Raw genomic sequence first — 15778 nt, 5'->3', positions numbered from 1 at the left:
CCTGTTTATTAGTAGGGGCCATTGGTTGAGTTTTGTTGGACTGTTTTTCCGACGCGAGGTAGTTATGAAATTTGAATTAGATTGTACGCATGGCAAGGCACGTCGCGGACGCTTAGTATTTGATCGTGGTGTAGTTGAAACACCTGCATTTATGCCTGTAGGCACTTACGGCACAGTAAAAGGTATGACACCAGACGAGCTAAAAGACACTGGTGCACATATTTGTTTAGGTAACACTTTTCACTTGATGCTGCGCCCTGGTACTGAAATCATTAAGCAGCACGGTGATTTGCATGATTTCATGAATTGGGATAAGCCAATTTTGACTGATTCAGGTGGTTTCCAGGTATTCAGCCTAGGTGCAATGCGTAAGATTTCTGAAGAAGGCGTGCTGTTTAAGTCTCCTGTGAACGGTGAGAAGATCATGTTGTCTCCAGAAAAAGCAATGGAAGTACAGCGTGACTTGGGCTCAGATATCGTCATGATTTTTGACGAGTGTACCCCATACCCTGCAACGGAAAAAGAAGCGAAAGATTCAATGGAGCTATCACTTCGTTGGGCAAAACGTTCTAAAGAAGCGCATGGTGATAACCCATCTGCTTTGTTTGGTATTATTCAAGGTGGTATGTACCCTGAATTGCGTGCTGAATCGCAAAAAGGGCTAGAAGACATCGGCTTTGATGGCTATGCCTTAGGTGGTTTATCAGTGGGTGAGCCAAAAGAAGAGATGGTTAAGATCCTTGACCACTGTGCATATAAAATGCCAGAACAGAAGCCACGTTACTTAATGGGCGTGGGTAAACCAGAAGACTTAGTTGAAGCTGTTCGTCGTGGTATTGATATGTTTGACTGTGTTATGCCAACGCGTAACGCGCGAAATGGACACTTGTTTGTTACCGATGGTGTGATTAAAATCCGTAACGCTGTTCATAAAACAGATACAAGCCCGCTTGATGCGGAGTGTGATTGCCACACATGTAAAAATTACTCACGTGCGTACCTGCATCATTTAGATAAGTGTAATGAAATTTTAGGTGCGCGTTTAAATACTATCCACAACTTGCGTTACTATCAGCGTTTGATGGAAGGTATGAGAAATGCCCTGACTGAAGGGACATTTGATGAGTTTGTCGCTGACTTTTATGAGCGTAGAGGGCTGCCAGTGCCGCCACTTGCTGATGTAGAAGCAGAATAAAGTTTTATATAAAAATTAAATGAGGAAGAGCAATGAGCTTATTTATTTCTAGCGCCCACGCAAGCACAGCGGCAGCCGCGCCAGCTGGTGGCGGTATGGAAATGCTTATCATGTTGGCTATTTTCGGTTTGGTATTTTATTTCTTAATTTACCGTCCGCAGGCCAAACGTGTTAAAGAGCACAAAGATCTAATGGGTGCACTTGGTAAAGGCGATGAAGTCTTAACGTCAGGTGGTCTAGTTGGTAAAGTTTCGAAGGTTGCAGAAGACAAAGATTTCGTGGTAATTGCCCTGAATGATCAAGTTGAAGTAACTGTACAGAAGTCAGCAGTGGCAGCCGTTTTACCTAAGGGTACAATGAAGTCGCTATAACAATAACAAAGGGATAATCCAGTGCTAAACAAGTATCCAATGTGGAAATACTTGCTTGTGCTCGCTGTTTTGGCCGTTGGCATTCTTTATGCCACCCCTAATATGTATGGTCGGGATCCGGCCATACAGATTTCAGGTAAGAAAGGGGCCAGCGCCGATTTAAGCGTACTTGATCAAGCAAATAAAACACTTCAAGACAATAATCTACCTATCAAATCTGCTGTCCTAGAAGAAGGGCAAGTTCTCATTCGCTTCAAGAATGTAGAAGATCAGCTTAAAGCACAGGATATCCTGCGTGGCGCACTGAGCGAAGACTACATTTCGGCTATTAACATGTCTCCAGCACAACCAGACTGGCTCAAGAGCATTGGTGCAAATCCAATGAAGTTGGGTTTGGATCTCAGTGGTGGTGTTCACTTCACAATGGAAGTAGACATGGCAACGGCATTAGGCAAAGCCCGAGAGCAAATGGAGCAAGATTATAAGAGCGATTTGCGCGGCGAAAAACTTCGTTATCGTACTATCCGTGAAGTTGCAAATAGCGACCGCGTTCAGGTTGTTATGCGCTCTGTGGAAGACAAAAAGGCCGCTGAACGCTTTTTGAAAAAGCGCTACCCCGGCAATGTTTTTGTTAACGACAGCAGTAACGAACTGGCGTTTTTCTCTAGTTTAAGTGATTTGAAAGTTCGTGAGCTTCGCGACTATGCTATCAAGCAAAATGAAACCATTATTCGTAACCGTATTAACCAGCTAGGTGTAGCTGAGCCAAACGTACAAAGGCAGGGGTCTGAGCGTATTATCGTGCAACTACCTGGTGTACAAGATACGGCGCGCGCTAAAGAGATCCTAGGTGCAACCGCGACACTCGAGTTCCGTGAAGTCGATGACAGAGCAGATACACGTACTGCTGCACAGGGCCGAGTGCCGGCTGGCAGTGAAGTGCTATATCACAAAGACGGTTACCCTGTTGTACTGAAAAAGCGAGTGGTCCTTGAAGGTGTTCACATTACCGGTGCGCAGTCAGGTATGGATGAATATCAACGTCCTCAGGTAAGTATTAACCTTGATAGCAAAGGTGGCGCGAAGATGAATGCCTTTACCAAACGTGCGATTGGTAAGAGCATGGCCACGGTATTTATCGAATATAAGCCGTCTGGCAAAAAAGATGAGAATGGTAAAGCGCTACCGCCTATTAAGGTGGAAGAAGTCATTAACGTCGCGACGATCCAATCTCGTTTAAACAACTCATTCCGTATTACTGGTATTGATAATCCAGCTGAAGCCCACAATTTGAGCCTACTACTCAGAGCGGGTGCATTGGTTGCGCCAATTCAAATCGTAGAAGAGCGTACTGTTGGACCAAGTTTAGGCCAAGAGAACATTGAGGCGGGTATGACAGCTGTGGTATTAGGCTTTGCGTTTGTGCTTGGCTTCATGCTGATGTATTACAAAGGCTTCGGTATCGTTGCGAATTTAGCACTTGCGGCTAACTTGGTGATGATCGTCGGTGTGATGTCTATGATCAGTGGTGCAACCCTAACCTTACCTGGTATTGCAGGTATCGTATTAACCGTCGGTATGGCCGTTGATGCGAACGTACTCATCTTTGAACGTATTCGCGAAGAGCTAGCGGATGGCAGAAGTCCACAGCAGGCTGTTCATTATGGCTATGACAGCGCATTTAGCACGATTTTTGATGCCAATATTACCACGTTAATTGCAGCCGTTATCTTGTTCTCAGTGGGTACAGGTCCGATTGCTGGTTTCGCAGTGACACTTGCGATTGGTATTTTGACGTCAATGTTTACAGCGATCATTGGTACTCGTGCCGTGATCAATGCCTTCATCGGCGGTAAACGCATCACGAAACTGTCGATATAGGAGCGAGCATGCAATTATTAAAATTATCGAGCACAATTCGCTTTATGTCGGCAAGAAAGTTGTCGATGGCATTTTCAGCGGTGTTGATTTTGGCTTCTATCGCGTCATTTATGGTGAAAGGTCTAAACTTTGGTTTGGACTTTACTGGCGGTACAGCGGTTGAAGTGGGCTTCTCACAACCAGCAGACTTACCTAAAATCCGTAAAGTGTTGGCTGAAAATGGCTTTGCAGATGCGGCTGTGACCTTATTTGGCTCGAGCCAAGAGGTATTGGTTCGCATTGCACCACGTGAAGATGTCAAAGCAGAAACCATTGGTAACGAACTTATCGATGCACTCAAGCTGGCAGATAGCAGTGTTGAAATGCGCCGAATTGAGTTTGTTGGCCCAAGTGTTGGTGAAGACTTAAAAGAGCAGGGCGGTCTTGCGATGCTGACGGCACTTTTATGTATCTTGGTGTATGTGGCATTTCGATTTGAATGGCGCTTTGCTGTGGGCGCGGTTGCGGCACTTTTCCACGATGTGATCTTAACAATGGGCTTGTTCTCGCTACTTGGACTTGAGTTTGACTTAACGATTTTAGCGGCGATCTTAGCGGTAATAGGTTACTCACTGAATGACACCATTGTTGTATCTGATAGGATCCGTGAAAACTTCCGTAAAGTGCGTATTGATGACACCTTAGAAATTATCAATATCTCATTGACGCAAACGATGAACCGTACACTTGTTACCTCAATTACAACCATACTTGTATTGATCGCTCTGTTTGTATGGGGTGGCCAAACAATTCATGGCTTTGCGACGGCGTTGTTATTTGGTGTATTCATTGGTACCTATTCATCAGTGTATGTTGCGAGCTCTGTTGCGGTGGCAATGGGTGTGAGCAAAGAAGATCTGATCCCAGTTGAAGTTGAAAAAGAAGGTGCGGATTTAGACGCAATGCCTTAATAAATGCCTATGCAGTGACGCTTGTTAGCTGACTGTTAGGCTAAAATTCAATTTTCGATCTGAATCAAGAAGGCCACATTTATTGTGGCCTTTTCTGTTTCAAAATGATGACAAGACTGTATAATGAGAATTGTTATCAATAATAATGAATTTGAGGATTATATGTATAAACAGCTAGGAATTGCATGCGCAGCTTTAGCGCTATTTGCATGTTCAGAACAACCAAGCACACAAGCGGCCAAGACTGAAGTACAAGCACCTGCAAGCGACAATGCACTAGGCCAATATAAAACTCAGGCAACTTCACTGTTAGCAAACATCAGAGAGCACAAATCTGCGACAGATCTTGAACAGGAGTCTGCAAATTTAGTCGCTACCTCGCGCGATTTATTAGCTGATTTTGTGACTAAGTATCCTCAGTGTAAAGATTATCTTGATGCGCTTGATAAAGCTGCTGATATTATTCCTACGCTGCCTCTAGAAGAGATAGAATCTGGTTACCATGAAGATGGTAAATTACCTGAGTACAGCGAGCCTGTTTGTTATCATGCGAAAGACCTATTAGTGCACCCAGCAACAGTGCAGGCGATTGCCAAACTTGGTTTCACTGAGAAAACGCACTATGAAGATGCCGAACTTGAAATTGTTGAAGTTATTGCGCATTTTGGCCAAGTTGAGATGGCATTAAAATAACCTCATCAGGAGATGAAAACGTTGTTTTCATCTCACTCTTCTTATTTTTGGTCTACTTACTCTCTTCATATTTATCCCCAATATTGGTAAATTCCATTGGATTGCAATCTAACTGTCATAAATCTTTGATATTTTGCTCGATTATTAAACACTTGAATTGAGTTTGGTTGTTTCAGTGGACCCTTTAAACGTCATATTGGATGACATTTTGCGAAATGAAGCTGTATATCCAATGTTTCAACCCATTTTTGATATTGCAAAAGAGCAGATACTTGGCTTTGAAGCATTGAGTCGCGGTAGTGTAAACAATGAGTTAGCACAACCTGATAAGATGTTTGCGGCGGCCAGTAAGTATGACCGACTATCTGAACTTGAGCTGCTTTGTCGTAAAAAAGCCATCGCCCAGTTTGCTGCATTAAACTTGCCGGGCAAACTATTTTTAAATGTGAGCCCTAAAGCCTTGCTCGACCCGCATCACCCAAAAGGGGAGACATTGCACCTGATTGAAGAAGCAGGCTTAAATAGCAGCCGTGTGGTAATTGAGGTGACAGAGCAAGATAAAGTGGGTGACGGTTTTCTGTTGCTAAAAACCATATCGCATTATCGCCAGTTGGGCTTTCAAATTGCGATTGATGATTTAGGCGCGGGTTACTCTGGGCTAAAGCAATGGTCGGAACTTTGCCCTGATTTTGTCAAAGTAGATCGTTACTTTATCGATTATTGCGACCAAAGCATCGTGAAAAGAGAGTTTCTCAAATCCATCATTGAGCTTGCTAAAGCAACCAATACAGCCGTCATTGCTGAAGGCATTGAGCGTGATGAAGAATTAAAATTGCTCAAAAAAATGGGGATAGTGAATGCACAAGGGTTTTTATTGGCAAGACCTAGTGCGGAGTCTAACGATTTAGCGATTGACCCCCGTGATGTTCTCAATGCGCAGATTCAATCAGAACCAGCAACGAGTCAATTCGAGCAATCCATGGCTATTGGCTGGCTTGCTCACGATGTGCCAGCCATTCATATGAGTACGCAGTGCATAGATGCTCATCGTCGTTTTGAACAGAATAAAGGCCTGACAAGTCTTGCTGTGCTCAATGATGCGCGGCAGCCTGTCGGGCTATTGCACAGAGATCAGCTTACAGAGGTATTTGCTGCTCCTTATGGTCATGCATTATTTGATAAAAAGCCAGTCGTTAAATTGATGGATAAACAGCCTTTGATCGTTGATGAGCAACAGCAGTTAGATTTTGTCAGTCAGCTCATTACTGAAAATGAATTTGATATTAGGCGACATATTGTTATCACTAAAGAAGGTCAGTATATAGGTTTGGCGCCTCTACGGGATATTTTAAAGCATATTACTGAAGATAAAATCCGCCATGCGCAGCATGCAAACCCGCTCACTATGCTACCGGGTAATGTCGCCATTAATGAAGCCATTGAACAGCGCCTTCGTGCTAAGCACAGTTTTTCATTGGCTTATATTGATTTAAACCATTTTAAGCAGTTTAACGACTTGTATGGCTATGCCAGTGGAGACAGTGTCATTAAATTGTTAGCGGATGTTACTCTGCAGGTATGTCAGCATAGTCAGTGCTTTGTCGGGCACATTGGTGGGGATGATTTTATGGTGGTGTTTGATCAAGCTGATGCGGAATCGCTTTGCCATCAGATCATTGAACAGTTTGAAGCACGCTCTAAATCCCTATTTACACCTGAACATGTTGCAGCTGGCGGCTACTGGGCTACTAATCGTGAAGGTCAAAAGCAATTTGTTCCGTTACTTACTCTATCTATTGGGCTCGTAAGCCCTGATGTAGAGTCCTGTAAAAATAGTCATCAGGTAGCTGCTTTGGCGACTGATGCTAAAAAAGAAGCGAAACGCTATCGTAATAGCTATTTGTTTGTGTGTAATCGAAGAAAACCGAGTGCACCTATGGTGAGGCTTGAAACGGCGGTTAATCATCTTTAACGCAATTACGCATTACTATATTTTTGAGATTCTAATAAAGGAGTGGAATAATCTGTGCGTATGGTACGGTGAATTTTGTTTTTTTGAACAAACTTATTGCTTCGAGACGATATATTATGAAATATATATACTTAAGGCGAAGGGAAATTCTCGCGCAGTTTATATATAGTAAATTATACCGTCGTAGTTACCGAGTAGCTTAATAGGTTTGGGGAACATGATGATCAGACAGTTTATTGGTTTTTGCTTACTATCTTTAGCGTTTACGAGTACGGCACAGGATATAAAGGAAACAATTTACGTCGCCAAAGAGCAGCGTCCACTTTACGACCGAGACCTATTTCTGTATGAGTTGTTGCAAAAGGCTTTAAAAGCGGCTGAATACGATGTCAATATTGAGCATGTCAAAGTACACCCTCATCAACAGCGTACTCTGATGGCGTTAAGTAAAGGGCAAGTTGATTTGCACTGGAGCATGACAAGCCCGGCAAGAGAAAAGCTGGCCATAGCAGTCAAGTTTCCTTTATTTGATGGTTTGATCGGCAAGCGCGTTCTTATTATTCATAAAGCGCAATACGAGCGTTTTAAACGCATTACAGAGTTAGCGCAGCTGGGTCGGTTCACTGCGGTACAAGGGCATGATTGGCCAGATACAAAAATCCTTTCAAGCAATGGCTTGAGTGTTAAGCCCATTGTAAATTATCAAGCCATGTTTGATATGGTATTACACAAGAAGGCGGATTATTTCCCTCGCTCTATCGTAGAGGCACAATCTGAGTTACTGAATCAAAACAACCCCGCACTCATGATAGTACCAGACTACTACCTGTCTTATCCTGCTCGTTTTTACTTTTTTGTAAATAAGGACAAAGCAGTGCTTGCTCAAAAGCTTGAAATAGGTTTGAAAAAGTTGAAGCACAGTGGTGCTTACAATGTATTGCTGCAGCGTTACTTTGACTTAAACATGCTATCTAACAGTCATATGCTGCCTTTAACAAACCCTTTTCATTAATATATCAACGCCTAATAGAAGGCACTTTAAAGTCATAGGCCTCTTTGTAGGTCAAAAACGTGAGTACCACGAGTACACCGCAAAATATTGAATAATTTAGGTAACCTGTTACATCAAACGCATAGTAAAAGAAAGTCATATCGTAGCCTTTACCATTGCGTATATAATTTTCAATTAATGCGAAAAAGCTAATTGCAGCGCTGATCAAGCATAACCAAGGTAAAATGCTATCAGCAAAGGTATAGCGTATTTTGTGCTTTGGAAATAATCGCTTCGAAATCTCAACTCGGTATGTTAAAGGGACTAAAATAATGAGCTCCTTAAACAAATGCACACCATAGATAAGGCTATTTTGTATTAGCCTGTCACCAGGTGTAGATACTAAGCTAATTAACCCAGTTGTAAAAATAATGTTCTCGAATAACACTGGGATCATCGCGATGAATGAAATTGAACATATGTTAACATCTCTTAGTCTATGTCCTATCAAAAACACTAAAGAAATAATCGATATATAGGCCAAGAAGAAGAAGTAGGTCGCGTCTTGAATAATAAAGATCACTACTACCATAACCACATAAGGCAGTAGTAGATCTTTGAATGCAAACTGTTTTGCCATAAATAATGCTTAACTTAAAACTAATTAAGAGTTTTTGGCGGGCGATGCTGCCCTATGGTTTGAATGCACAACAAGCTTCTCTTGTCGAGTCTTTCGCCCTTCTGAAAAAGGGTCCGCTGGACCTAATAAACCTGAACCGCCCGCAATTAAACGGCATTGTTTGTTAGCAATCATCTTCATAGTGATTATCCTTATTTCATTATCGTCTAGTCAGCTAAATGAATGTTAAACATTCTTTAGTTTCCAATGGCAACAGGCACAACGCAAGCCTTACTGCTTTACCAGAAGAAGCATCACCGGAACTAGTAAAAAAGAATTGTTTTATGGCCATTCTTTCGTACTTAATGTTCGATTAAATATGGGTGACTCATTGAATTTAACACCAAATAATTTGGAGTTAAACATTTTTTTACAAAAAAATAAGATGCTAAATTCAGGCCAGTTTGTGTAAAAAATTACCCAAAATAGAGAAGGTAGAATGTACCTATTCTATTTTGCAAAATTGATTAATGATAATCTTGTGATATTACAGCTTAAATTTTGCCATTTCGCTTTCTAACTGCGTAGCTTGCGCTTTAATACTGTCGGTTGCGGTATGTGCTTGTTGCGAGACGCTGGCTGTTTGAGACGCAGTATCAGAGATGATCACGACTCTTTTGGCTGTATCTTCACCTGCGGTTAGCTGTTCTTTTGCTGCTAATGCTATTTGATCACTCATTTGAGAAATGGCGCTTAAAGAAGATGCGACGCTGCGTAATGCTTCGCTTGCTTCCGATGACATGGTCACGGTTTTTTCACTGGTGGCGATACTCAGCGCTACGGATGACTTAGCTTCTTGAGTGGCTGATTGTAAATTACCTATCATGGTATGAATTTCTTCGGTGCTCGACTGAGTTCTTTGTGCCAGTTGGCGCACTTCATCAGCTACGACGGCAAAACCTCGACCTTGTTCTCCTGCTCGAGCGGCTTCAATGGCGGCGTTTAGAGCAAGTAGATTGGTTTGCTCTGCAATACTTTGTATCACACTCAGTACGTTTGCAATGTTGTTGACCTCTTCATCGAGCGCTTGAATATTGTTTCCAGCACTGTCTATCTGTTGCTCTAAAAGGGCGATTGCTTCAGTGGCATTGGAAGTCAGTCTATCAGCATTTTGTCCTTGGCTTTCGGCTTCCTGAACTGAGAATGCGGCTTGTTCGGCATGTTCTACGACAGTTTGGGCTGACGCGGTGAGCTCGGTAATAGCCGAAGCGACCATCTGTGTTTCTTCACTGAGACTTAAAGTTAAGCTTTCTAAATCATTGGAGCGTGCCTCACCATCAAAGCTCTGCTCTTTCAGTTTGTCACTGACAACCATTAGCCCGCTAACCACGCCTTTTAAGCCATCTTGCATATAGTGCATGGCTGCCATGATGCTGTAATCTTTGGCATTTGAGGTGTCAATACGAGAAGTTAGATTGCCGTGAGATACCTGTCTTACAATATCGAGCACATCATTGAGTTCTGCGCCAAGTTTGTTAGATAGAGATAGGCCATAACGTGCGACGGTGAAGGTGAGCGCAACAGCAATGATCAACGAGAGGGTTAGCAACCAGCTTGCTGTTTCCCAATATCTTTCATCTACTTCTTTGTAGCTGATCCCAGTGCCAACGTACCAGCCAAATAAAGACGTTTTCTGTACAACAGAGGTAAGATCCACAACTTCGCCATTTCGCTCAGAGTTCCAGTGGTATGTAATGATTCTATTGGTATTATTTCCTACTTTGCGCTCTACCAGTCTGCCAATGCTATTACCGCTGGCGTCTTTAAAATCATTGAAGCTTGTGCCATGTAATTGAGGGTCATGCGGTGCGGCAACAAAGTTAAGCTGCTCATCAACAACATAGACATATTCAGAGTCGTGATACTTGTTTTCTCTTAATATTTGAGCTGCAAGTTTTTTTGCTTCTTTCTCGGTTAAGTCACCCGACCTGACAAAGCTCTCAAATTGCTCAACGATGTTAACTGTACTTTTCATCAATTGATTAATACGTGCAATGTTATCTGTTTCGCTAGCATGGCGAAGTGATTGAAGCCCGAGCACAGCAACGGTAATTAAGGCGATAAAAATTGCTGCTGCAAAAAAGATTATTTTTAGTCGTAAAGTCAGGGTCGAAAACACAATATGCACCTTAGCAGAGTCAGTTAAAAAGTTGATGGCACTCTATACCTTTATGATTTATCATGTTTGAGCGCGCTATGTAAGTAGGACTTAACCGTATATAAGTAAAAATTAGATGATTTTTACTCATATGACGACTTTATTGCGCTCTACTTTGCATTGATTATGTCAACTTCTTGCTGAGTCAATGGGCGATATTCACCCTGTGCTAGGTTGCCGTCTAGTGTGATATCACTTATTTTTTCTCTATGTAATTCAACTACATGGTTTTCAACAGCTGCGAGCATACGCTTAACTTGGTGGTATTTTCCTTCACAGATCGACAGCCTCAACGCGTATTTATCAATCGCTTCTGCCTGTGCTGGGCGGGTCAGTTGCTTTTCATTATGTAAAGCGACACCTTGGCGTAAATTCTCTAAAGACTCTTCAGTAATTATTTCTTTTGTTTCAACAAGGTATGTCTTAAATTTTTGTTTTTTTGGGGAAGTGATTTGATGTGACCAGTCGCCATCATTGGTGATTAATACTAGCCCCGTTGTATCTATGTCTAGCCTCCCCGCGACATGAAAATCTTTTAAGTTCGGCTCATCAAGCAAGTCAAAAACAGTGGGGTGCAATTCATCGTGATTAGCACACACATAACCTTGAGGTTTATTGAGCATGAAATATCTTTTACCTAGATACTTCAGTTGCTTACCACTTACTTCGATTAGGTCATCAGCACTTATTTGCACGTCACTTTTTTTTGTCACAATGCCATTTATTGTTACTTCTCCTTTTTTAATGAGTATTTTTACTTTGCTGCGAGGAAGTTCATTTATGTGACTGACAAATTTATCTATACGGCATGGAAATTTCATTTATTTACTCTTACTAGACGGGACCAGATACTTACGTATTATGAATGATTTAATTTTTGCGATAAATAGCAGGATCTAAATCATACGGATGAACGCTTAAACTGACCGATTCAGGTAATAAACTTTCTAGTGTGCTAAGTAACTTTTCACTGAGTATTTGTTTTTGCGCTTGTGTTCTACCGACCAATAAGTGGACTTGAATGTGAACAAAGTCCAGCTTGCCACTGCCAAGAATACATTCAGCAAATGCAATTCGACGTGTCTTTATGGTTTGCTCATCAAACAAGTTAGTTTCTATGGTGCTTTGATGTATAGATTGGGTTAAATGTGTAAGGTCACACTGCAGCGAAGCTGAGTGTTCGATAATGATATGTGGCATAGTCTGTTTTAATCGCTTATGGAGGGTGACTATAATAAGTGGCTTCTACAGCTTATCCAAGTCAGAAATGAAATCTAAACAAAGCTTATGGTTAAAGTCAGACAAGGTTTAATGCTATTTAATCATCTGCTTACCTTGCCTTAACTTAATGTGACTTGGTATGGTGTTGGGTAATCATTATCTGGTCGTGTCGATTGAATATATGTTATCAATTTTTAAATCTAAACTATTATTAGAGTCTGAAGAGTCACAATCTTTGGTCGAGCTGTTTCTATGGGCGGCTGAGCATTTTGATAGTGAGTATTTTTTAAAAAATACTCAGATTGTGCAGCCAACAGAGCAGTATTTTCCCGATCGTGTCACAAGTGTAGAAGAAATGGCCCAGTCTGTTTTTCAGCGAGTCAGAAGCTACGCAGGTTTAACGCAGTGGCCGATAGCGTTAACGTCACCGCAAATGATGTCAATGCAGCAGACATTTCCTCATTTTTCGTTGTCCGATGGGTTGCGAGGAGAAGATGTGGTATTAACCAATAAACCAAGTTTACCGGTGCATGTCTCATATAATCCAAACCAAATCAATCAACCGCAAGATCTGGTGGCAAGCATGGCGGGGAGTATGGCATTAATGCTCATTCATCATGTTGGTAAATTACCACCGGGCGGTCAGCAAAATTTACCGGTAGCAGCGGATGTACTGGCGATATTTATGGGATTTGGCACCATGATATGTAATACCGCCTATCATTTTAGAGGCGGTTGTGGGTCGTGTTATAACCCGTATGCCAACCGTCAGGCAGCGCTCAATGAACAAGAGAGTATATTTTTGCATGCGTTAGTGTGCCACTTTAAAGGCGACGAACAGGGTGGAAAGCACCTGAAGCCTCATTTAAAGGGCATGTACAAAAAAGCGCAAAAACAACTAAAAAAAATATTACAGACCTCTGCGGATCCTATGCTGTTAGCCCTAGAGGATCGCAGTCGTGCTTGAGTATCTAGATGAGTTTTTAATTATTGCCGTCGCACACTTTTTTGCAGTGGCAAGTCCTGGGCCTGATTTTGCGATAGTATTAAAGCAGAGTGTACAGCAAGGGCGAAGAAATGCGCTTTATACCAGTGCTGGCGTCGGTTTAGGGATTTTTGTGCATGTTTCATACTGCTTGTTGGGCGTGGCACTTGTGCTGTCAAAATCTCCAGACTTATTTAATTTATTCAAGTATGCTGCGGGTGCCTATTTAGCGTACATGGGAGTGCAAGCCCTTAGAGCACAAAAAAACCTTGAGCCAATGGAGTCTATTCAAGGAGCGAAAGATAGTGAGTCTGATTTTAAAGCTCTCAGACGAGGCTTTTTAGTGAACGCGCTTAACCCAAAAGCAACACTATTCTTCCTTTCATTATTTACACTCATGATTGATCCAGAAACACCGCAGGCTGTACAAATTTTTTACGGTTTATATATGGCTTTGGCAACTTGGGTTTGGTTTTCGTTATTGTCCGTGTTTTTATCCAAATCTCGAGTAAGAAGTTTCTTCCATCGTGCTGGACACTGGTTTGATCGTGGGATTGGTGTTGTTTTAATCTTGCTGGCTATGCGTGTTGTTTTATAGGGGGAGTAATGGGTAGTGACGAGTATTTATATTTTGCATACGGCTCAAATTTGTCGTCTCTAAGACTCAAGCAGAGGCTACCTCACGTTAAGCTAAAAGGAATTGCCACACTACAAGGGTATCAGCTTACCTTTGATATGCTCAGTACTGATGGTTCCGCGAAGTGTAATATCATCAAAAGCACTGAGCAGAGCGTGGTTTATGGCGCTGTATATGTCTTGAGCCATGCGCAAATATCTCACTTAGATGATATTGAAGGGACGCGTTATGACCGTGTTCAATTCAACGTATTGATGGGAGAGGGTAGCCATGCCCGCGTGCATTGTTACGTTGCCAATACATTCATAAATAAAGAACTTCCTTTCGATTGGTATATGCATCACGTCGTTGTCGGGGCGAATGAACACGGGTTTCCAACCGACTATATTGAAATGATTAAAACGCAAAAAATCACCGCAGATGCGGATAAAAAGAAACAAGCATTAGAATTAAATATATATAAATAAGGCAATACGGATATGAGAAAAGCTCTTTGGCGCACATTATGCTGTGCAACGACCTTGATAATGAGTAGCAACGTCGTTGCTTTGACGGCGCCTCAGTTGTCTGAGATTGAAAAATCAGTTCAACAGGCTATGGATAGTTTTGAAATTCCTGGGCTTGCAATTGGGATAGTGCACAACGGCAAAGTGGTATTAGCAAAGGGATATGGGATCAGACAGTACGGTAAAAGTGACAGCGTTGATGAACATACCCTTTTTGGGATTGCATCCAACAGTAAAGCGTTCACGGCCACCGCACTTGGGATGCTGGTCGAGGAAGGTAAATTGAATTGGGACGACCCAGTAAAAAAGCATTTGCCGGAATTTCAGCTTTACAGTCAAGAGTTGACAGAGCAAATGACGATCCGTGATTTATTGAGTCATCGCAGCGGTCTTGCTTTGGGAGCTGGTGATCTAATGATCTGGCCCGACACAGATAAGTCAACAAAAGAAATTCTTGCAGGGCTAAAACATATTAAACCTGTCGCGCCTTTGCGCACTGAGTATCACTATAACAATTTGATGTTTGTGGTCGCCGGAGAAGTTGTTGCCAGAGTCAGTGGTGTCAGCTGGCAAGCATTTATTGAAACACGGATTTTCCCACAAGTGGGCATTAAAAACTCTTATGCGTCTTTCTCTCGCATTGATAAAGGCAATACAAACTTTGCAACTGGAACAATTAAGTATGATGGACAGTTAGAAGAGTTTGTCGGTGACTATCTGGAGGATTTTCGCGGTGCAGGCGCCATCGCTTCTAATGTCACAGACATGACAAAATGGTTGCAAACACAGGTAAACAAAGGAAAAACCCCGACGGGTAAGCAATTAATAACCCCTGAAACACACCAGTACTTGTGGCATCCGCAGATTATGAGAATACCTAAAGAAGCGGACCGTGTTGCCTTTAAGCAAGATTTTAAAGGATATGCTCTAGGCTGGGCGGTGGAAAGCTATTTTGGTTATAAGCGCGTTGGTCATATGGGTGGAATTTTAGGTATGGGCTCGCAAGTTGCTATGATCCCAGAAAAAGGCTTGGGTGTGGTTATACTTTCTAACCAGCATGCTTACCCTGCAATTAGAGCTATCACGAATGAAGTGTTTGAACAGGCACTTGATTTGGAGCCCAGAGAGTGGGTTTTAGATAGTTATCAGGAATTTAAGCAAAAGCGAGCATCATTATACGCTAATATGGGCCCGAAAAAGGTGGCGACGAAAACAGCGAGCCTGCCACTTAGCGACTACACAGGTACTCTTCGTAGTCCGTGGTATGGTGATGTGATTGTGGAGGAAATTGCAGGTCAGCTTCATATCGATTTTACCCATACAAAACTTTTGAAAGGGACACTGTATCATCACGATGGCAATACATTTGTGGTTAAGTGGCATGAGAAGCTACTTGAGGCAGATGCCTATATCCATTTTAAGTTGAATGACAAGCAGCAGGTACAAAGTGTAGAAATGGAGTGGGTGAACCCAAAAATTACTGACTTTAGCTTTGATTTTCATAATTTAGACTTAAGTGCGGTTGCGCAACCGTATTAA

At 42.1% G+C, this 15778-nt stretch carries 16 protein-coding genes; 11 read left to right on the top strand and 5 right to left on the bottom strand.

Features of this window, described 5'->3' with window-relative positions:
* Positions 1–64 precede the first annotated feature (64 nt).
* From tgt to N477_RS22530, 7 genes are all read left to right on the top strand, one after another.
* A complete protein-coding gene (gene tgt / locus N477_RS22560) occupies positions 65–1195 on the top strand; it encodes a tRNA guanosine(34) transglycosylase Tgt (protein ID WP_063361509.1) in 1131 nt (376 codons plus the stop codon).
* A 32-nt stretch (positions 1196–1227) separates the two neighbouring features.
* The gene (gene yajC / locus N477_RS22555) at positions 1228–1566 is read left to right on the top strand and encodes a preprotein translocase subunit YajC (RefSeq protein ID WP_023397444.1); all 339 of its coding nucleotides are present in this window, start codon (positions 1228–1230) and stop codon (positions 1564–1566) included.
* Between the two features lie 21 nt (positions 1567–1587).
* Positions 1588–3447, top strand: a complete 1860-nt coding sequence (gene secD / locus N477_RS22550; RefSeq protein ID WP_063361510.1) for a protein translocase subunit SecD — start codon at positions 1588–1590, stop codon at positions 3445–3447.
* Between the two features lie 8 nt (positions 3448–3455).
* The gene (gene secF, locus N477_RS22545; RefSeq protein ID WP_063361511.1) at positions 3456–4397 is read left to right on the top strand and encodes a protein translocase subunit SecF; all 942 of its coding nucleotides are present in this window, start codon (positions 3456–3458) and stop codon (positions 4395–4397) included.
* 162 nt (positions 4398–4559) lie between these two features.
* Complete coding sequence (locus tag N477_RS22540; RefSeq protein ID WP_063361547.1) at positions 4560–5090, top strand: hypothetical protein; 531 nt, start codon at positions 4560–4562, stop codon at positions 5088–5090.
* Between the two features lie 232 nt (positions 5091–5322).
* Complete coding sequence (locus N477_RS22535) at positions 5323–7062, top strand: bifunctional diguanylate cyclase/phosphodiesterase (RefSeq protein WP_231098086.1); 1740 nt, start codon at positions 5323–5325, stop codon at positions 7060–7062.
* A 217-nt stretch (positions 7063–7279) separates the two neighbouring features.
* Entirely contained in the window at positions 7280–8074 is a 795-nt protein-coding gene (locus N477_RS22530; protein WP_063361513.1) for a substrate-binding periplasmic protein, read from the top strand.
* A 4-nt stretch (positions 8075–8078) separates the two neighbouring features.
* Here N477_RS22530 and N477_RS22525 read toward each other — a convergent pair whose 3' ends face one another.
* From N477_RS22525 to N477_RS22510, 5 genes are all read right to left on the bottom strand, one after another.
* Entirely contained in the window at positions 8079–8693 is a 615-nt protein-coding gene (locus N477_RS22525; protein WP_196760683.1) for a hypothetical protein, read from the bottom strand.
* A 24-nt stretch (positions 8694–8717) separates the two neighbouring features.
* Positions 8718–8873, bottom strand: a complete 156-nt coding sequence (locus N477_RS26200; protein ID WP_155732004.1) for a hypothetical protein — start codon at positions 8871–8873, stop codon at positions 8718–8720.
* Positions 8874–9219: 346 nt separating this feature from the next.
* Complete coding sequence (locus N477_RS22520) at positions 9220–10851, bottom strand: methyl-accepting chemotaxis protein (protein ID WP_063361514.1); 1632 nt, start codon at positions 10849–10851, stop codon at positions 9220–9222.
* A 149-nt stretch (positions 10852–11000) separates the two neighbouring features.
* Complete coding sequence (gene rsuA, locus N477_RS22515) at positions 11001–11711, bottom strand: 16S rRNA pseudouridine(516) synthase RsuA (protein WP_063361515.1); 711 nt, start codon at positions 11709–11711, stop codon at positions 11001–11003.
* 49 nt (positions 11712–11760) lie between these two features.
* Positions 11761–12090, bottom strand: coding sequence for a 5-carboxymethyl-2-hydroxymuconate Delta-isomerase (locus tag N477_RS22510; RefSeq protein WP_063361516.1), 330 nt, complete (start codon positions 12088–12090; stop codon positions 11761–11763).
* A gap of 202 nt (positions 12091–12292) precedes the next feature.
* Here N477_RS22510 and N477_RS22505 point away from each other — a divergent pair, with 202 nt between their 5' ends.
* The 4 genes from N477_RS22505 to N477_RS22490 are packed head-to-tail and all read left to right on the top strand — an operon-like array spanning position 12293 to position 15778.
* Positions 12293–13078 (top strand): hypothetical protein, encoded by a 786-nt coding sequence (locus tag N477_RS22505; RefSeq protein WP_063361549.1) that lies wholly within the window; start codon positions 12293–12295, stop codon positions 13076–13078.
* On the top strand, positions 13071–13694 hold the full coding sequence (locus tag N477_RS22500; RefSeq protein ID WP_063361517.1) for a LysE family translocator: 624 nt from the start codon (positions 13071–13073) through the stop codon (positions 13692–13694). The genes N477_RS22505 and N477_RS22500 overlap by 8 nt, the downstream gene beginning before the upstream one ends.
* Positions 13695–13702: 8 nt before the next feature.
* Positions 13703–14200 (top strand): gamma-glutamylcyclotransferase family protein, encoded by a 498-nt coding sequence (locus tag N477_RS22495; protein ID WP_063361518.1) that lies wholly within the window; start codon positions 13703–13705, stop codon positions 14198–14200.
* A gap of 12 nt (positions 14201–14212) precedes the next feature.
* A complete protein-coding gene (locus N477_RS22490) occupies positions 14213–15778 on the top strand; it encodes a serine hydrolase (RefSeq protein ID WP_063361519.1) in 1566 nt (521 codons plus the stop codon).

It is taken from the genome of Pseudoalteromonas luteoviolacea H33-S (genome assembly GCF_001625695.1).
GTDB classification, from domain to species: Bacteria; Pseudomonadota; Gammaproteobacteria; order Enterobacterales; family Alteromonadaceae; genus Pseudoalteromonas; species Pseudoalteromonas luteoviolacea_B.
The sequence above is the reverse complement of the archived record's forward strand: the minus strand, read 5'-3'. Positions and strand labels throughout refer to the sequence as shown.